The sequence below is a fragment of the Brevundimonas sp. genome (assembly GCF_030656255.1).
GTDB lineage: Bacteria > Pseudomonadota > Alphaproteobacteria > Caulobacterales > Caulobacteraceae > Brevundimonas.
This window is the reverse complement of sequence record NZ_JAUSOE010000049.1, coordinates 1-17,690: the sequence shown is the minus strand read 5'-3', so window position 1 is coordinate 17,690 and position 17,690 is coordinate 1. Positions and strand designations below refer to the sequence as shown.

The following is a 17,690-nucleotide window of genomic DNA, read 5'->3' as shown; positions in this document are numbered from 1 at the left end:
AACACCCCCTGCCTATCATCAAGCGGGGCCATTATGCGCAACCTACTCCTCCTCTCCACCGCCGCAGCCGCCTTCGGGTCGGTCCTGATCGCCCCGTCCGTGCGGGCCGAAACACCCGATACGCCGGCGACCGAGGTCGATCCGGTCATCGTCATCGGCACGCGGTCCGAACGCCTGGCGTCACGCACGCCCGCCACGGTCAGCGTCATCAGCGCCGACCAGATCGAGGCCATGCTGGCCACCGACATCAAGGACCTGATCCGGTTCGAACCGGGCGTCAGCGTACCGACCTCCCCCGCCCGCTTCAGCCTGGCGGGTTCGGGCGCAGGTCGCGACGGCAACTCGGGCTTCACCATTCGCGGCATGGGCGGGGATCGCGTGCTGATCATCAACGACGGCGTGCGCCTGCCCAGCGGCTTCAGCTTCGGCGCCCAGGCCGTCGGTCGCGGCGACTACAACGACCTCGACATGGTCAAGTCGGTCGAGATCCTGCGCGGCCCCGCCTCGGCCCTGTATGGTTCGGACGGGATCGCCGGCGCGGTGGCCTTCACCACCAAGGATCCGTCCGATTTCCTGAAGAGCGGCCAGGATTTCGGCGCGCGGGCGCGGGCGGCCTATAGTTCGGCGGACGAAGGCTGGACCGAGAGCCTGGCCTTCGCCGGCCGCACGGGTTCGGTTTCGGGCCTGCTCGCCTACACCCGCCGCGATCATCAGGAGACGGAGAACCAGGGCGAGGTCGGCGGGGTCGGTTCGGCCCGGACCCAACCCAATCCGCAGGACTTCGTCTCCAACGCCATCCTGGGCAAGCTGGTGTGGGACGTGGCGCCCGGCCATTCATTGCGCCTGACCTATGATCACCTCGACTCGGAAATGGACGGCGACGCCCTGACCGCCCAATCGGCCACGGTCCTGGCCGTCACGGGACATGACGAAACCCAGCGCGACAGCCTGAAGGGCGAGTGGCGCTTCCAGGACTTCGGCGGCTTCGAAACCGGTTCGGTCAGCGCCTACTGGCAGGACGCGACCACCCGCCAATATACCTACGAGGATCGCACGCCCGCCGTGGACCGGGTCCGCGACACCACTTTCGACAACACCGTCTACGGCATGGCCGCCCAAGGCGCGCGCGTCTTCGGCGCGGGCGGAGCGGTGGAACACCGTGTCACGGTCGGCGGCGACTGGTCGATGACCACGCAGGAAGGCGTCCGCGACGGCGTCACCCCGCCGGTTGGCGAAACCTTCCCGACCCGCGCCTTCCCCAAGACCGACTATCAGTTGGCGGGCCTGTTCATTCAGGACGAGATCGAACTGCTGGGCGGCGCGCTCAGCATCATCCCCGCCGTACGCTACGACTGGTACGACCTGTCGCCGGAAGTCGACGCCCTGTTCCCGGCCTCGGCCACGGGCCAGTCGGAAGACCATATCTCGCCCAAGCTGGGCGTCGTCTGGTGGGCCGACCGCCACTTCGGCCTGTTCGCCAACTACGCCGAGGGCTTCCGCGCCCCGTCGCCGATGCAGGTGAACAACTATTTCGAAAACCCGGTCTACGGCTACACTTCGATCCCCAACCCGGACCTGGAGCCCGAGACCAGCGACAGTATCGAAGGCGGCCTGCGGTTCCGCGACATCGCGGCCTTCGGGGGCGAGCTGCGGCTCCAGACCACGGCCTTCAGCACCCACTACGACAACTTCATCGAACAGGTGGTGGTGTCGGGCACGGGCGTGCCGGGCGTCGATCCGCTGATCTATCAGTACGTCAACCTGACCAATGTCGACATCTGGGGGCTGGAAGCCCGGGGGGACATCGCCTGGAGCAATGGCCTCAGCCTGATCGTCTCCGCCGCCTTTGCGGACGGCGAGCAGGAAACGGACGGCGAGAAGACCCAGCTGAGCAGCGTCGATCCCATCAAGCTGGTGGGTGGACTGAACTATGCCGCGCCTTCGGGCGTCTGGGGCGGTTCGGCTGTCGTGACCTGGTCGGACAAGAAGGACGCCGCCACCTATGAACTCTCGTGCGGATCGGCCTGCTACACCGGCGAAAGCTTCACCCTTCTCGACGTGACCGCCTATTGGAACGTCACAGAGCGCGCCACACTGCGGGCCGGCGCCTTCAACGTTCTTGACGAGAAATATGGCTGGTGGAGCGACGTGCGCGGCCTGTCCGCCACCTCAGCCATCAAGGACGCCTACACCCAGCCGGGCCGCAACTTCGGCCTGTCCCTGACCCTGCGTCTGTAAGCGATCATGCAAACCTCCGACATCAAGAGCCCCCGCCCCATGCGCGCCATCCTGATCGCCGCCGCCCTGCTGACCACCGGGGCGCCCGCCGCCCAGGCGCTGGAAACCGGAGCCGTCGCCCCGGCTGCTGCTTCCACCCCCGCCAGCGCCTTCGAACGGGATCGCCAGTCGATCCTCGCCCAGGCGGGCCAGTACCGCGTCCATTTCGACATGCGCGAGAACGTCAGCTTCCAAGCCGATTACGACCCGCTGGAAGAGAAGCTGTCGGGCGGCAGCGAGATCGTCCGCGTCGTCTATGATCAGGGCGACCGGATCAGCCTGCAGCACATCCTGGTCATGGAGCATGAGGGCCAGGTCATGGTCATCAAACACTGGCGTCAGGACTGGGTCTATCAGCCCCAGACGGTGCTGACCTACGCCGGGCCGAACCAGTGGGTTCTGACGCCGGTTCCGGCCGATCAACGCGACGGCGCCTGGTCCCAGACCGTGTGGCAGACCGACGATTCACCCCGATATGGCGGCGTCGGTCGCTGGACCTATGACAACGGCCTGTCGGCCTGGACGTCCAACCCGAGCTGGCGGCCGCTGGCGCGGCGCGATGCAGTGCGGAACCCCGTCTATGACCGCTATCTGGGAACCAATCGCCACATCCTGACGCCGAACGGCTGGGTCCATATCCAGGACAATGTGAAAATGTCGGGCGAGGCGGGCGGCCAGCCGGTCGCCGTGGTCCAGGAGGATGTGATCAACACCTATGACCGGTCGACCGGCTATTCCCCTGCGGCCGGCGACGCCTATTGGGCCAAGACCCAGGGCTTCTGGGCCGCCGTGCGCCAGGCCTGGGACGACGCCGTCGCCGCTGGAAACGGCGTCCATCTGCAGCAGGAGGCCCAGACCGGCTCCGTCACCGGCGCGCCGTTGATGGACCTGGCCCAGTCCCTGGCCGACGGCGAAGCTGCCGAAGCGGACGCCATCGCCCAGGCCCGTGTCCTGATCACCCAGGCGACATCCGCACGCTGACCGTACAAGCCGGCGGATGATCGACGGCGGCCCGGACTCCCCTCCGGGCCGCCGTTTTCGTTTTTATCGCCGCTGATCGGCGCTGGCGTCGCGGATGGCGTTGAATTCCGCGCTGGGTTTCCAGGCCGGCCAGGTCTCGCTGTCGGCCACCGTCAATCCCAGGCGATACAACAGATCCAGGTTCTGAAGGGCGGCGGTGAAGTCATAGTCGGCGCGCCATTCGTCGGTCAGCTTGTGGTAATAGCGCGCCATCTGGGCCTCGTAGTACGGCTTGCCGGCCTCCAGCCCGCCCTCGACGAAGTCGCGACCGCTCCACGGCATCAGGGCCGGCACCCCGCCCGCCGCGAAGTTGAAATGGTCGGAGCGGTAGTAGAATCCTTCCTCCGGATAGCCGTCGCCGGTCACTGTGCGGCCCTGCACGGCGGCGAACCGCCCCAGAATATCTTCCAGCTCCGACTTGCCGACGCCGAACACAGCAACGTCGCGCGTCGCGGGGGTGAAGGGCAGCATGTCGATATTGATGTCCGCCGCCGTCTTCGCCAGCGGGTAGACGGGGTCGGCGGCATAGGCTTCCGAACCCAGCAGCCCCTGTTCCTCGGCCGTGACGTGCAGGAAGACCACGGTCCGCTCCGGCGCCGGCCCCGCCTTGAAGGCGCGCGCCATCTCGATCAGTCCCGCTGTGCCCGAGGCGTTGTCCCAGGCGCCGTTGAAGATGGCGTCGCCATCCGCGTTCGGCTCCTTGGCCTTGCCGACATGGTCCCAGTGCGCGGAATAGACGACATATTCGTCGGGCCGCGTCGTTCCGGGGATCTTGGCCAGCAGATTGTTCGAGTGAATGACCTCGGTCGTTTCGGCGATATCGACGTCCAGCCGCACGCCCAGATCCACCACCCCGCCCAGGCCGCCGGTCTTGGCGCGCGCCAGGGCCTCGGCCAGCATGTCCCCGCCAATGACCGCGCCCGTCGCCGGGCTGATGGATCCGGTGAACCGCGCATCCTTTGCGCCCTTGACCGTCATCTGCGGCCGGGTCGCGCCGCCGACGGCGCGGCGCCAGCGGCCGTCGTTGTCCTGAAGACTGATGACCCCTACCGCGCCGCGCTTCAGCGCCTCCTGGGTCTTGTGCGTGCCCGAGCCGTAGAAGTTCGGGTCGGTCCCCAGCGCATCGGGCTGGGCGCGCAGGATCACCACCACCTTGCCCGTCAGATCGGCGTCGCCATAGTCGTCCCACCCGCGCTCGGGCGCCACGATGCCATAGCCGGCGAAGACCACGGGCGCGCCCTCGATCTTGACCAACGGATCAGCCGGTCCGGCGCGCAGGGTGATATCCGTTCCTGACGTCAGGACATGGCGCACGCCGTCGGCGCCGATCCAGGCGGCGGTCGGCGCGCGCTCCGGCGTGAACCGCACCAGATCGACCGGTTGCAGCCAGGATCCGTCCCGTCCGCCCGGCTCCAACCCCATGGCCTCATACTGACGCTGCAGATAGGCCAGGGTCAGTTGCTCGCCGATCAGGCCCGGGAACCGCCCCTCCAACTCGTCGGAGGCCAGATATTTGATGTGGTCCGACAGGCGCTGGGCGCTGAACTGCGGCGTCGCCGCCGAGGCTGTGGCGAAGGCGTCCAGCCGGGCGGGCGGCGGGCTGACGGGCGCGCCGGCGCAGGCGGTCAGGACCAGCGCCGCCAGGGCGATGAAGGGGGAACGGCGAAGGATCATGCGGGCGGCTCGAACAGACGAATGGATAGGGGGCCGGGCTCGCGTCCCGCCCCCCGGTTTTCACAGAAATCAGCGACGCTCGGACGCCGTCGTGGCCCGCACGGGACCGAACTCGGACCCGGTCTTCCATTCCGGCCAGTCCCGGCCGTTCGCCAGGGCGCGACCGACATCATAGAAGACCGTCAGATCCTCGATCATGCCGCTGTAGTCCCAGTCCGCCGACCATTCGTCCGCCGCCTGGTGATAGCGTTTGGCGCCATATTCGGCGCGCGCGGCCTGACGTTCCGCGATCGGTTCGTCGCGGAAGTCGCCCCGGCTGCCGGCGTAGGCCATCGGCACGCCCCGCTTGGCCAAGGGGAAGTGGTCGGAGCGATAATAGGTGCCGGCCGCATTCTCGTAATCCGGGACCAGGCTGCGACCCTGCGGCTGGATCGCCGCCGCCAGACGCTCATCGAAGTCGGACTGACCATAGCCGGTGACCCCCAGGCCGGTGACCCGGCCATAGACGTTCATCGAATCCATGTTGAACCCGCCCACCGTCTTGGCCAGCGGATAGACCGGATTGACGGCATAGTATTCCGACCCCAGCAGGCCGCTTTCCTCGGCGGTGAAACTGATGATCACGATGGACCGCTCGGTGCGCGGCGCCCCGCCGAACATCCGCGCCAGTTCCAGCAGGCCCGCCGTGCCCGAGGCGTTGTCGACAGCGCCGTTGAAGATACGGTCGCCCGTCGCATCCGGCTCGCCCATGCCGATATGGTCCCAGTGGGCGGTGTACAGCACCGTCTCGTCCGGATGGGTCGTCCCCGGCAAACGCGCGATGACATTATGGCTGGTGACCTGATTGGTCGCCACGTCGAACTCGGTCGAGAAGGCCGCGCCGGTCAGGGCGACGGGCTGGAAGTCGCGGCTGCGCGCCTGGACCTTCAAGGCCTCGAAATCCAGACCCGCGCGGCGGAACAGGTCCACCGCCACATCGCGCTGGATCCAGCCCTCCATCGGCACGCGCTCGGCCGCCGCATTGGGTCGCAGGATGTCGAACTGGGGCACACCCCAGGAGTTGGCCACCGTGGCCCAGCCGTACGAGGCCGGCGCCGTCTCGTGGACGATCAGAACGCCCGCCGCCCCATGCTTGGCCGCCTCTTCGTACTTGTAGGTCCAGCGGCCGTAATAGGTCATGGCCTTGCCGCCGAAGGTGTTCAGCGCCGGCTCGTCGAAGTCCGCGTCATTGACCAGAACCACCAGGATCTTGCCGCGCAGGTCCTGACCCTTGAAGTCGTTCCAGTTCCGCTCGGGAGCATTGATGCCATAGCCGACGAAGACCAGGGGGGCGTCCTTCAGGCTGACATGCTCGGCCGGACGGCGCGTCGATATGGCCACCTCGCGGCCCTGGGTCAGGGGCAGGCTCCAGTCGCCCAGTTTCAGCGAGGCTTGGACGTTCGACTGGACGAAGCGGTTCAAGATCACGTCCTGGGTCCACTGGCCGTTCGGCCCGCCCGGCTGGAAGCCCGCGGCGGCGTAGCCCTCGCTCAGGTAGCGCACGACCTTGTCCTCGGCCGGAGTGGCGATGCCCCGGCCTTCGAAACTGTCATCCGACAGGGTCTTGATATCCTGCGAAATCCGAGCGGCGTCGAAGGCGGGAACCGTGTGGACCGCACCAGGATGGGGCGCCGTGGCGCAGGCGGACAGGCTCGCGCCGGCCAAAAGCAGGACCGCGAGAGAAGAGACGATACGCATGAACAGGAGGCCCCACAGCCGAAAAGGATGACGGACCCTAGGCGGCGAAATCCACCGTGTCGATTCCATGTCACGCGCCATTTGTCGCAAACGAAAGCCCGCCGAAGCGAACTTCGGCGGGCTGATGTAGTCGGCGATCCGGATGGAATCCTAGTGGGCGACGCCCTTCCAGACGCGGCGATAGCTGGCGTAGGTGATCCCCGCGAAAATCAGCAGGAAAATGATCACCCCGAAGCCGGCCTGTTTGCGCTCGACCATCTTGGGTTCCGAGGTCCAGGCGATGAAGGCCGCCACGTCCTTGGAATACTGGTCCACCGTCTGAGGCGAGCCATCGTCATAGGTGACCTGCCCGTTCTGCAGCGGCGCGGGCATGGCGATGAAGCCGCCTTCCGGCACGTGGGCAGGATCGCCGGTCCAGAAGGGCGTCAGGTCGCCCGCCATATAGGGGTTGTAGTGCTGACCGTCGCGGATCTGCAGACCGGCCGGCGGCGCCTTGTAGCCCGACAGCAGCGAATAGATGTAGTTGGCGCCGTCGTGACGGGCCTTGGCCATCACCGACAGGTCCGGCGGGGCGGCCCCGCCGTTGCCCGCCGCCGCAGCGGTGGCGTTCGGATAGGGGCTGCGGAACTTGTCCGCCGGGGTGGCGTCGCGCTGGATCGGTTCGCCGGTCTCGCTGTCGATATCCGGCACCTGGATTTCAGCCGCCAGGGCCTTCACCACCGGATTGTCGTTCGGGTTCGGGTACTTCGGATTCCAGAACGGCCCGTTGCGGTCGCCCAGATTGCGATAGTGCATCAGGTTCATGCCGTGACAGGCGGCGCAAACCTCCTGGTAGACCTTGTAGCCGCGCTGCAGCTGGCCCTGGTCATAGACACCGAACGGCCCTTCGAAGCTGAACCCGCCCGAGCGGGGATGGGCGGCGCCGCCCGCAGCCAGGGCTGGAGCCGCCGCCAACAGGCCGACGGCCACGGCGGCCGAAGCGATGATCCTGGACATCGACACCTTCATTGTTCCGATCATCATGACCCTCACCCCTTCTTCTCGGGCGAGGCCGGCGCGGCGGCCGGCATCGCGTGGGCGCCGGTCAGGACCGGTTCGGAGATGGTCGCCGGGATCGGGAGAGGCGTCTCCTTCAACCCGACGAACGGCAGGATCACCAGGAAGAAGAGGAAATAGTAGGCGGTGAACAGCCGCGTCAGCCACAGATAGGAGTTCAGATTGCCGTCCAGCAGGACGATGCCGTCAAAGCCCGGAATGACCGGCGCGTCCGGCAGTTGCCCGCCGCACCAGCCCAGGCCCACGCCCACCACCAGGAAGATGAAGAAGAAGGTCCGCATGGTCGGGCGATACCGCATCGACCGCACCTTGGACGTATCCAGCCAGGGCAGGACGAACAGCACGCCGATGGCGCTGAACATGGCCACCACGCCGCCGAACTTGTCCGGGATGGCGCGCAGGATGGCGTAGAAGGGCAGCATGTACCACTCGGGCACGATGTGCGACGGCGTCTGCAGCGGGTTGGCCGGGATATAGTTGTCGGCGTGGCCCAGGGCGTTCGGCTGATAGAAGACGAAGATCGCGAACAGGATCAGGAACAGGATGATCGCGAACCCGTCCTTCAGCGTGAAATAGGGGTGGAAGGGCAGCATGTCCTTCTTCGTCCGATCTTTCGGGATCAGGATGCCGACCGGATTGTACTGCCCCGCCGAGTGCAGCGCCCACAGGTGAAGGACGACGCAGCCCAGTATGGCGAAGGGCAACAGATAGTGCAGCGAGAAGAACCGGTTCAGCGTCGCATTGTCGATCGCCGGTCCGCCGCGCAGCCAGATCAGGATCGGCTCGCCGATCACCGGAATAGCCCCGATCAGATTGGTGATGACCTCGGCGCCCCAGAAGGACATCTGGCCCCACGGCAGGACGTAACCCAGGAAGGCGGTGGCGATCATCAGGAAGAAGATGACGCAGCCGATGATCCAGATCATCTCGCGCGGCGCCTTGTACGAGCCGTAGTACAGCCCGCGCAGCATGTGCAGATAGACGGCGATGAAGAACATCGACGCGCCGTTGGCGTGGACATAACGGATCAGCCAGCCGCCGTTGACGTCGCGCATGATCCGCTCGACCGAGGCGAAGGCCAGTTCGGTGTTGGGCGTATAGTGCATCGCCAGCACGATGCCGGTGACGATCTGGGTCATCAGGCACAGAGCCAGAATGCCGCCGAAGGTCCACCAGTAGTTCAGATTTCTGGGTGTCGGCAGCGACATATAGTCGGCGCCGAAGCGGATGATCGGCAGCCGGGTGTCCAGCCACTTCTCGACGCCCGTTTTCGGGACGTAGGTGGATTCGTGTTCGCTCATGTCCTCCCCCTCGCCCTCAACCGATTCTTACGCGGGTGTCGGACGTATATTCGTAGTCCGGCACGATCAGGTTCAGGGGCGCCGGCCCCTTTCTGATCCGCCCGGACGCATCATAGTGCGAGCCGTGGCAGGGGCAGAACCAGCCGCCGTAGTCGCCGGCCCCGAAGGTCGGCACACAGCCCAGGTGGGTGCAGGACCCGACCACGACCAGATATTTCTCATGCCCGGACTTGGTGCGTTCGGCGTCGGTCTGGGACGGACTGCCGACAGCGCCCTCGCCGATGACCTTCTGCAACTCGGCCGGGGTGCGATACCGCACAAACACCGGCTTGCCCTGCCATTTGATGACGACCTGCTGGCCTTCCTGCACCTTGGTCAGATCGAACTCGATCGAAGCCAGGGCCAGGGTGTCAGCGGCGGGATTCATCTGGTTGATCAGCGGCCAGGCGATCATCGCCCCAGCGCCGACCGCAGCGGCGCCCGCTGCGATATGGATGAAGTCGCGGCGATTCGGATCGCCCTCGCCTTCCGGAATCACACCCGTTTCGGCCACGTTTCACCTCTCGAACACCGCCGGGACCGCCTCTATTGGCGATCCTCTTTTACGGTACGAACCCTAAAAACGAGCCCCAGTATTCCCCACGGCCTGTATTTGCGGCCTATGGCCGCAAGTCGCTGACGTTTCTTGCGAAACATTCGCAGACAGACCGCGACAAACCCCCAGGCCGCGTATACCAAGGGATTAGAATGCGTCTCGCTCTTTTTCAACCTGACATTCCTCAGAACGTCGGCGCCTGCATCCGGCTCTCGGCCTGTTTCGGGGTCGATCTGCATGTCGTGGAGCCCACGGGCTTCCGTTTCGACGACCGCGCCATGAAGCGCGCGGCCCTGGATTACGGCCCTCTGTCGCATATGCGCCGCCATGCCGACTGGGACGCGTTTCAAAGTGACCGCCCTGCCGGACGGCTGATTCTGTTCACGACGCGGGGCGCCACACCCCTGCCCGAGTTCGTCTTCCAGCCCGGCGACACCCTGTTGTTCGGCAAGGAGACCTCGGGCGCGCCGGACCATGTCCACGCCGCCGCAGACGCCCGCGTGGTGATTCCGCTCCGACCCGAAGCGCGCTCGTTGAACCTGTCCGTCACCGCCGGCATCGCCCTGTGGGAGGGGCTGAGGCAGACCGGCGGCCTGGGCTAAGCCAGCGCGAGGGTCTGATCGATTCTGATCGCCTTCAGGAAATCGGCGTCGTGACTGACGACCACCAGGGCGCCGTCATAGGCGGTCAACGCCGCCTCGACCGCCGCCACCGATTCCAGATCCAGATGGTTCGTGGGCTCGTCCAGGACCAGAAGCTGCGGCGGACAGCTTCCCGTCATGACGCAGGCCAGCGCCGCCCGCAGCCGTTCGCCGCCTGACAGCTCGCCGACCCTCCGGTGGGCGGCCGTATTGCGAAACAGGAACCGCGCCAACGCCGCCTGGGCCAGATTGGGCGATCCATCCGGATTGAGCCTCAGCCAGGCCTGGATCAGCGTCTCGTCGGGATCGAGGATTGCGGCCTCCTGATCCAGCAGCGCCGACCTCACCGGCCGCTCGACCCCGCCGCTCGTAGGATCACGCGCGCCCGCGATCAGGTGCAGCAGGGTGGTCTTGCCCGCGCCGTTCGGGCCCGTGATCGCCAGACGCTCCGGCCCCGCTATCTTCAAGCTGATCGGCCCCACGATCTTGCGACCCTGAGGCGTCTCCCAGGCCGCATCGTCCAGGGCCAGAACCGTCCGCCCCACCGCCAGTCCGCTCGACGGCATGGGAATGGACAAGGACCGGGTGCGTTCGACCCGCGCCTGCGCGCGCGCCAGAGCGGTCTCCGCCTCGGCCGCCTGGCGTGTGGCCAGCAGCCGGTCGCCCGCACCGCTGGTCTCGGCCCGCTCGGCCCGTGCGCCGATCAGGATCTTGGGCATGTCGCCCTTGGCCGCCTTGCGTCGCCCGGCTGCGTCGCGTCGAGCCTTGGTTTCCGCCCGGCGCTGAGCCTGCGCGCCCACCCGCGCCAGATCGCGCTCGGCCTCAGCGAGATCCCGCACAGCCGCCTCACGCTCGGCCGCCTTGCGCGCGGCGTACAGATCATAGTTCCCGCCGTAGACCGCCGCACCCAAGCTGGAGATCTCGACAATCCGATCCATGCGCCGAAGCAGCGCGCGGTCGTGGCTGACGACAACAACCCCGCCGTCCCAGCGGCCCAGCAGATCAACAACCAACCGGCGCGCCTCTACGTCGAGATGATTGGTCGGCTCATCCAGCAGGATCAGGTCCGGCCGGGCCATCGACAGACCTGCAAGCCTCAACCGCGTCTGCTCTCCTCCGCTCAGATCCTGGGTCAGCCGATCCAGCGCCAGGCCGGCGAGGCCGACCGCCTCCAGCGCTTCGCCCAGTCGCGCCTCCAGCGTCCAGTCCGCCTCAGCCAGGTCGTCGGCGGTTCCATCGCCCGCCAGCACACGGTCGATCACCGCCATCGGCGCGACGACGCCCAGGGCGGCTGCAACCGTCTCGCTCGGCGCAGGATCCCGGCGCTGGTCCAGCACGCCCACAGTGCCTGAACGCGTCGCCACGCCTTCGGCCGGCGCCTGTGCGCCCGCGACAAGACGCAGCAAGGTACTCTTGCCTGCGCCGTTGCGGCCAACGATTCCGGTACGTTCCCGCCCGAAGGCCAGGCTCAGATTGTCGAAGAGGGTGGCGCCGTCAGGCGTCCGTGCGGCGACCTTGTCGAGGGTCGCGAATACGCACGGGGACGCGTTTCGGCTTGGGCTGATTGGCATGGAGAATCACGAGCAGCATGGCGGACAGGGCGGAACCGGTGGCCAATGCGATGATCATGATCGTCAAACCTTCTGCTCGAAACTCGTCAGAGACAGGAGGATGGGTCGTAAACCTGCGATGCGCAAGCCTCGTGTCGAACACGGCCCCGTGAAATCCGGGACGCATGGACCGACGGTCCAATGGCGAGCGCGCGCTCAACCGGCTATCAGACTGGGATGGAGAGCCGTTTCCGCATCGAAGACCCCGCCGGCGCCGCCGCCCGCCGCGAGGCCGCCGTCCAGCAACTGCGCGACGAGACCGGCATCGACGAGGTCATGATCGACGCCCTGGTCGAAGGCTTCTACGCCCGCGTCCGCAACGATGCGCTGATCGGACCCATCTTCGCCGCTCGCATCGACGACTGGGGGCCGCATCTGGCGCAGATGAAACTGTTCTGGTCCTCAATCGCCCTGTCGACTGGCGTCTATCAGGGCCGGCCCATGCCCAAACACCTGCCCCTGCCCATCGACGCCCGCCATTTCGACCGTTGGCTGGAGCTGTTCGTCGAGACAGCCCAGGACCTGTGCCCGCCCGTCGCCGCCGCCCATTTCATCGAACGCGCCCGCCGCATCGCGGTCAGCCTGGAACTGGGCATCGCGACCGCCAACGGGGTGATGCTGGCGAAGGGCGAGCGGTTTGTGCGGTCGACCCAGGCGTGGACGCCGGAGTAGGTCAGGCCCACGACTACCCAGCCTACCGGGCGCAGCAATGTTCGCACATTGTTCTTGCTTCAATCCTGCGATTCATCCCCATATAGCGATGTCGCGCCGGACCCGCCCGGCCCTTCCCGCGTTCTCCGGACAGCATGACCGAAAAGCACAATTTCATCCGCGTTCGCGGCGCCCGCGAGCATAATCTCAAGGGCGTGGACCTCGACATCCCGCGCGAGCAGCTGGTGGTGATGACCGGCCTGTCGGGCTCGGGCAAATCCTCCCTGGCCTTCGACACCATCTACGCCGAGGGCCAGCGGCGCTATGTCGAGAGCCTGTCGGCCTATGCGCGCCAGTTCCTGGAGCTGATGGGCAAGCCGGACGTGGATCTGATCGAAGGCCTGTCACCAGCCATTTCCATCGAACAGAAGACCACGTCCAAGAACCCGCGCTCGACAGTCGGCACGGTGACGGAGATCCACGACTATATGCGCCTGCTGTGGGCGCGGGTCGGGGTGCCCTATTCGCCGGCCACCGGCCTGCCGATCGAGAGCCAGACCATCAGCCAGATGGTCGACAAGCTGGTCGCCCTGCCCGACGGCGAGCGTATCCTGCTGCTGGCCCCCGTCGTTCGGGGCCGCAAGGGCGAGTACAAGAAGGAAATCGCCGAGTGGCAGCGCCAGGGCTTCCAGCGCCTGAAGATCGACGGCCAGTTCTACGCCATCGACGAGGCGCCGACGCTGGACAAGAAGTTCAAGCACGACATCGACATCGTCGTGGACCGGATCGTCACCAAGCCTGACCAGGAAGCCCGCTACGCCGACAGCCTGCAGACCGCGCTCGGTCTGGCCGACGGCATCGCCAACGCAGAATGGGCGAGCACGGCCGAGGGCGAGACCGCGCCGCGCAGCCTGTTGTTCTCCGAACGGTTCGCCTGCCCGGTCTCCGGCTTCACCATCTCCGAGATCGAGCCCCGCCTGTTCTCGTTCAACAATCCGTTCGGCGCCTGCCCGGTCTGCGACGGCCTGGGAGTCAAGCTGGCCTTCGACGCCGATCTGGTGATCCCGGACCGCGACAAGAGCCTGCACAAGGGCGCCGTCGCGCCCTGGGCGCGCGGCCCCTCGCCGCTCTACACCCAGACGCTGCAATCGCTCAGCCGCCACTACGGCTTCTCGATGGACGTGGCGTGGCGCGAGCTTCCGGCCCAGGCGCACAAGACCATTCTGTACGGAACCGGCGCAGAGAAGATCAAGTTCACCTACGACGACAACGCCCGCAAATACGAGGTCTCCAAGCCGTTCGAGGGCGTGCTGCCGAACCTGGAGCGCCGCTGGCGCGAGACGGACAGCGCCTGGGTGCGCGAGGAACTGGCCCGCTATCAGTCCGAGACCCCGTGCGACGCCTGCCACGGCAAGCGGCTGAAGCCCGAGGCCCTGGCGGTCAAGGTCGGGGGCCAGGACATCGCCGACGTCTCCACCCTGTCGATCAAGAAGGCCTACGACTGGGTCCAGGCCCTGCCCGAAGCGCTCAGCGACAAGCAGATGGAAATCGGCCGCCGCATTCTGAAAGAGATCGGCGACCGGCTGCGGTTCCTGAACAACGTCGGCCTCGACTATCTGTCGCTGTCGCGCGCGTCCGGCACCCTGTCGGGCGGCGAGAGCCAGCGCATCCGCCTGGCGTCGCAGATCGGCTCGGGCCTGACCGGCGTCCTCTATGTGCTGGACGAACCCTCGATCGGCCTGCACCAGCGCGACAACACCCGCCTGCTGGAAAGCCTGAAAGGGCTGCGCGACCTGGGCAACTCCGTGCTCGTCGTCGAGCATGACGAGGAAGCCATTCTGACCGCCGACTATGTCATCGATATGGGGCCAGCCGCCGGGGTTCACGGCGGCCAGGTCTGCGCCGAGGGCACCCCGGCCGAGGTCATGGCCAACCCCAACTCCCTGACCGGCAAATACCTGACCGGCGAGCGCGAGATCGAGATTCCCGCCGACGGCCGTCGCCCCATCGACCGCAAGCGGATGCTGAAGATCAGCGGCGCCAGCGGCAACAATCTGAAGAGCGTGACCGGCGAAATCCCCGTCGGCGTCTTCACCTGCATCACCGGCGTGTCCGGCGGCGGCAAGTCCACCTTCACCATCGAGACCCTGTATAAGGCCGCCGCCCGCCGCCTGAACAATGCGTCCGAAGCCCCCGCCCCCTTCGACCGCATCGAGGGGCTGGAGCATTTCGACAAGGTCATCGACATCGACCAGTCGCCCATCGGCCGCACCCCACGCTCGAACCCGGCGACCTATACCGGCGCCTTCGGCCCCATCCGCGACTGGTACGCCGGCCTGCCGGAATCCAAGGCGCGCGGCTACGGCCCCGGCCGGTTCAGCTTCAACGTCAAGGGCGGCCGCTGCGAGGCCTGCCAAGGCGACGGCGTCATCAAGATCGAGATGCACTTCCTGCCCGACGTCTATGTCACCTGCGATGTCTGCAAGGGCAAACGCTACAATCGCGAAACGCTTGAGATCGTGTTCAAGGGCAAGTCCATCTCGGACGTGCTGGACATGACGGTCGAGGAGGCCGCGACCTTCTTCAAGGCCGTGCCGCCGATCCGCGACAAGATGCTGACGCTGGAGCGCGTCGGCCTGGGCTACGTCAAGGTGGGCCAGCCGGCGACCACACTGTCGGGCGGCGAGGCCCAGCGGGTCAAGCTGTCCAAGGAACTGGCGAAACGCGCCACCGGCCGCACGCTCTACATCCTCGACGAGCCGACCACCGGCCTGCATTTCGAGGACACCCGTAAACTGCTTGAGGTGCTTCAGGAACTGGTCGAGGCCGGCAACACCATCGTGGTGATCGAGCACAATCTGGATGTGATCAAGGTCGCCGACTATCTGCTGGACTTCGGCCCCGAGGGCGGCGACGGCGGCGGCGAGATCGTCGCGGTCGGCACGCCGGAACAGGTGGCCGACAACACCGCCAGCTGGACGGGGAAATACCTCAAGGAGGTGTTGGACCGGCACGAGACCCGCCGCAAGGCGCGGGTCGCGGCCCTGGGCGGCTCGGTCGGCGGCCCCGTGGGCGAACCGGCCAAAAAGAAGCGGGTGAAGGCGTCGGTCTGACGCCTTCACCGCCGGTCTGGGGGCGGTTCAGCGGTCCCGCAGGCCCTGCCACGCCGCCGAGAAGGGCGCGTAAAGCACGGCCAGTTGCAGGGCGGACATCAGGGCGTTGACCACGGACCAGACCAGAATGGCGGGCCAGGCGCGGGCCAGAACATCCAGGGTGGACAGGCCGTCCATGCCCGCCAGCACCGAGATGCCGCCGGTCGCCAGATCCGTGCCCGCGCTGATGATCGTGCCCAGGATGCTGACGATCAGGCTCATGATCAAGGCGATGATGGTCATGCCCAGCAGGGGCCAGAACTGGCCGTTGGTGGCCTTGAACGACTCGAACAGGGTGAACTTGCCCCGGTCGATCGTCATCGGCACGGCCAGGCAGAGTTTGACCGAAAGCCAAATCACCAGAGCCGCAGCCCCCATGCCCACGATCAGCGCGATCAGGTACATGACCGCCTGCCCCGAGGCGATCCCGAGGCCGAACACGGTCAGCACGATAGTGAGCAGCACCCCGCCCAACAGGCCGAGGATCACAGTGATCGCCAGCGTGACGCCCAGCACCCGGACCTCGTCCATGCCCAGCCGCAGATAGCCCAAGGCGCTCTCGGCAGGCCGCAGCACCGACCGCGCCACGGCGGCGGTGAGCACGGCCCCGATCACCAGACCCAAAGGCGCCAACCAGATGAGCAGGCCCATATAGGCCCGTCCCAACGCCATCATCTCCTCAGGCGACGGGTTGGACGACTGTTCCAGCGTCTGAGCCGAGGCCATGATCGCGGCCCATTGGCCGGCGCCCAGTCCGAAGGTCGCCACATACAGGACCAGATAGGCCAGCCCCCAGATCAGGGCGGTCATTGGATGGCGACGCACCACCCGGAATCCCTCGAACGCCGCTTCGGTGGCGGAAAAACTCATGCTGCACTCCAGATCAGATTGGACGCGATCCTAGACTATCGTGTCGGCCGCGTCGCCCGCCGAGGTGGCGGCGGGCGCAGTCGCTGCGGCGAACACGGCGCCGGACGGCCCATCCAGAAGCTGACGGCAGGCGGAAGCGAAGGGCGCGCTGAGCAGGGTCATGACCGCCCCGTAGACAAAGCCTCCGGGCACGAGCATCAGGCCGGCCACCGTCGCCAACACCGGCGGCGACGGAAACAGCTCGCCCAGGGTGGCGGGAGGCGATTGGGCCGTGATGTCCGCGAGAACGCCGCTGGCGAATAGGGCCACGATCACGACAAAGGCCACGACGAAATAGAGGACCAGATAGACCAGCCAGGTGCAGACCAGCAGGCCCAGCAACGGCAGGGTGCGCCCGCGGCCCAGGGTCCAGCCCTCGACGAAGGCGAACCGATTCAGGATCAGGGTGGCGGGTGCGATCAGAGACAGCCGCGCCATGGCGACGACGACGACTGCGATCAGACCCAGCACCATGAGGAAGCCGCCGATCATCGCCGCCGCCTCATTGGCCTGCCACAGGGTGGCGACCAGGGCCGCGCCCAGCAGCACCAGAATGATCACGGCGATATAGGTCCCGACAAACAGCGCCAGCCCCACGACGACAAGCCGCAGTTCGTCCATCCCCGCGCGCAGGAAGAAGGTTCGGTCGGGCCGGCCGATCATCAAGGTCGCCCGCATGGCCGCCGCCCAGATCACGACCGCCAACACGGCCTGACCGACGTTCAACAGCATGGACAGGCCCTGAACCGCCATCAGTTTCCCGAACATTTCCGGCGGCGGCTCGGCGCCGTCCGCCAGGGGCAGGTCGGCCAGGGTTCCGAACATCAGAGCCACAGCCAACAGGCTGAAGCCCATCATCAGAAACCCCCAGATGAAGACCGCCAACGGATGGCGCCGGATCACGCGCCCCGGCGTCGCCATGGCCTCGCCGATGGAAAAGGTCTCAGTCATGCGTCGCTCCTTGCGGCGTCCAGTACTCTAGTCGGCGATAGGCCGCACCCAGGAAAGCCAGGACCAGCGGCGCCTGAAACGCCGAAATCATCACCGCCCACACGATCCACCCGGCG

General features: G+C 66.7%; 14 protein-coding genes. 5 read left to right on the top strand and 9 right to left on the bottom strand.

Going from position 1 to position 17,690, the window contains the following annotated elements; genetic code table 11:
- Positions 1–33 precede the first annotated feature (33 nt).
- Positions 34–2,238 carry a TonB-dependent hemoglobin/transferrin/lactoferrin family receptor gene (locus Q7J26_RS05395; protein WP_304935474.1) on the top strand — a complete coding sequence of 735 codons (2,205 nt, stop codon included), beginning with the start codon at positions 34–36 and terminating at the stop codon, positions 2,236–2,238.
- Between the two features lie 6 nt (positions 2,239–2,244).
- Complete coding sequence (locus tag Q7J26_RS05390) at positions 2,245–3,258, top strand: DUF6607 family protein (RefSeq protein ID WP_304935473.1); 1,014 nt, start codon at positions 2,245–2,247, stop codon at positions 3,256–3,258.
- Between the two features lie 63 nt (positions 3,259–3,321).
- Here Q7J26_RS05390 and Q7J26_RS05385 read toward each other — a convergent pair whose 3' ends face one another.
- From Q7J26_RS05385 to petA, 5 genes are all read right to left on the bottom strand, one after another.
- Positions 3,322–4,971, bottom strand: a complete 1,650-nt coding sequence (locus Q7J26_RS05385; protein ID WP_304935472.1) for a M28 family peptidase — start codon at positions 4,969–4,971, stop codon at positions 3,322–3,324.
- Positions 4,972–5,040: 69 nt separating this feature from the next.
- On the bottom strand, positions 5,041–6,708 hold the full coding sequence (locus Q7J26_RS05380) for a M28 family metallopeptidase (RefSeq protein WP_304935471.1): 1,668 nt from the start codon (positions 6,706–6,708) through the stop codon (positions 5,041–5,043).
- A gap of 150 nt (positions 6,709–6,858) precedes the next feature.
- Positions 6,859–7,704 carry a cytochrome c1 gene (locus tag Q7J26_RS05375; protein WP_370651916.1) on the bottom strand — a complete coding sequence of 282 codons (846 nt, stop codon included), beginning with the start codon at positions 7,702–7,704 and terminating at the stop codon, positions 6,859–6,861.
- A 32-nt stretch (positions 7,705–7,736) separates the two neighbouring features.
- Complete coding sequence (locus tag Q7J26_RS05370) at positions 7,737–9,065, bottom strand: cytochrome b N-terminal domain-containing protein (RefSeq protein WP_304935469.1); 1,329 nt, start codon at positions 9,063–9,065, stop codon at positions 7,737–7,739.
- A 16-nt stretch (positions 9,066–9,081) separates the two neighbouring features.
- On the bottom strand, positions 9,082–9,618 hold the full coding sequence (gene petA, locus Q7J26_RS05365) for a ubiquinol-cytochrome c reductase iron-sulfur subunit (protein WP_304935468.1): 537 nt from the start codon (positions 9,616–9,618) through the stop codon (positions 9,082–9,084).
- Between the two features lie 194 nt (positions 9,619–9,812).
- Between petA and Q7J26_RS05360 the strand changes: the two genes are divergently transcribed.
- Entirely contained in the window at positions 9,813–10,262 is a 450-nt protein-coding gene (locus Q7J26_RS05360) for a tRNA (cytidine(34)-2'-O)-methyltransferase (protein ID WP_304935467.1), read from the top strand.
- Here Q7J26_RS05360 and Q7J26_RS05355 read toward each other — a convergent pair.
- Both Q7J26_RS05355 and Q7J26_RS05350 read right to left on the bottom strand, forming a co-directional pair.
- Entirely contained in the window at positions 10,259–11,773 is a 1,515-nt protein-coding gene (locus Q7J26_RS05355; protein WP_304935512.1) for an ABC-F family ATP-binding cassette domain-containing protein, read from the bottom strand. The genes Q7J26_RS05360 and Q7J26_RS05355 overlap by 4 nt on opposite strands.
- 22 nt (positions 11,774–11,795) lie before the next feature.
- On the bottom strand, positions 11,796–11,930 hold the full coding sequence (locus Q7J26_RS05350) for a hypothetical protein (RefSeq protein ID WP_304935515.1): 135 nt from the start codon (positions 11,928–11,930) through the stop codon (positions 11,796–11,798).
- A gap of 158 nt (positions 11,931–12,088) precedes the next feature.
- On the opposite strand from Q7J26_RS05350, the gene Q7J26_RS05345 reads away from it, so the two are divergent.
- Together Q7J26_RS05345 and uvrA are read left to right on the top strand one after the other, a co-directional pair.
- Positions 12,089–12,583: a group III truncated hemoglobin gene (locus Q7J26_RS05345; RefSeq protein WP_304935466.1), complete on the top strand. Its 495-nt coding sequence runs from the start codon at positions 12,089–12,091 to the stop codon at positions 12,581–12,583.
- Between the two features lie 134 nt (positions 12,584–12,717).
- A complete protein-coding gene (gene uvrA, locus Q7J26_RS05340; protein ID WP_304935465.1) occupies positions 12,718–15,675 on the top strand; it encodes an excinuclease ABC subunit UvrA in 2,958 nt (985 codons plus the stop codon).
- Between the two features lie 27 nt (positions 15,676–15,702).
- Here uvrA and Q7J26_RS05335 read toward each other — a convergent pair whose 3' ends face one another.
- Together Q7J26_RS05335 and Q7J26_RS05330 are read right to left on the bottom strand one after the other, a co-directional pair.
- On the bottom strand, positions 15,703–16,584 hold the full coding sequence (locus Q7J26_RS05335) for a hypothetical protein (RefSeq protein WP_304935464.1): 882 nt from the start codon (positions 16,582–16,584) through the stop codon (positions 15,703–15,705).
- Positions 16,585–16,614: 30 nt separating this feature from the next.
- Positions 16,615–17,574: a hypothetical protein gene (locus Q7J26_RS05330; protein ID WP_304935463.1), complete on the bottom strand. Its 960-nt coding sequence runs from the start codon at positions 17,572–17,574 to the stop codon at positions 16,615–16,617.
- Between the last annotated feature and the right edge of the window lie 116 nt (positions 17,575–17,690).

Excerpts from the sequence above, each read along its gene's own strand:
- Q7J26_RS05395 (WP_304935474.1), top strand. The coding sequence starts at position 34 with ATGCGCAACCTACTCCTCCTCTCCACCGCCGCAGCCGCCTTCGGGTCG.
- Q7J26_RS05390 (WP_304935473.1), top strand. The coding sequence starts at position 2,245 with ATGCAAACCTCCGACATCAAGAGCCCCCGCCCCATGCGCGCCATCCTG.
- Q7J26_RS05385 (WP_304935472.1), bottom strand. The coding sequence starts at position 4,971 with ATGATCCTTCGCCGTTCCCCCTTCATCGCCCTGGCGGCGCTGGTCCTG.
- Q7J26_RS05380 (WP_304935471.1), bottom strand. The coding sequence starts at position 6,708 with ATGCGTATCGTCTCTTCTCTCGCGGTCCTGCTTTTGGCCGGCGCGAGC.
- Q7J26_RS05375 (WP_370651916.1), bottom strand. The coding sequence starts at position 7,704 with ATGTCCAGGATCATCGCTTCGGCCGCCGTGGCCGTCGGCCTGTTGGCG.
- Q7J26_RS05370 (WP_304935469.1), bottom strand. The coding sequence starts at position 9,065 with ATGAGCGAACACGAATCCACCTACGTCCCGAAAACGGGCGTCGAGAAG.
- Q7J26_RS05360 (WP_304935467.1), top strand. The coding sequence starts at position 9,813 with ATGCGTCTCGCTCTTTTTCAACCTGACATTCCTCAGAACGTCGGCGCC.
- Q7J26_RS05350 (WP_304935515.1), bottom strand. The coding sequence starts at position 11,930 with ATGATCATCGCATTGGCCACCGGTTCCGCCCTGTCCGCCATGCTGCTC.
- Q7J26_RS05345 (WP_304935466.1), top strand. The coding sequence starts at position 12,089 with ATGGAGAGCCGTTTCCGCATCGAAGACCCCGCCGGCGCCGCCGCCCGC.
- uvrA (WP_304935465.1), top strand. The coding sequence starts at position 12,718 with ATGACCGAAAAGCACAATTTCATCCGCGTTCGCGGCGCCCGCGAGCAT.
- Q7J26_RS05335 (WP_304935464.1), bottom strand. The coding sequence starts at position 16,584 with ATGAGTTTTTCCGCCACCGAAGCGGCGTTCGAGGGATTCCGGGTGGTG.
- Q7J26_RS05330 (WP_304935463.1), bottom strand. The coding sequence starts at position 17,574 with ATGACTGAGACCTTTTCCATCGGCGAGGCCATGGCGACGCCGGGGCGC.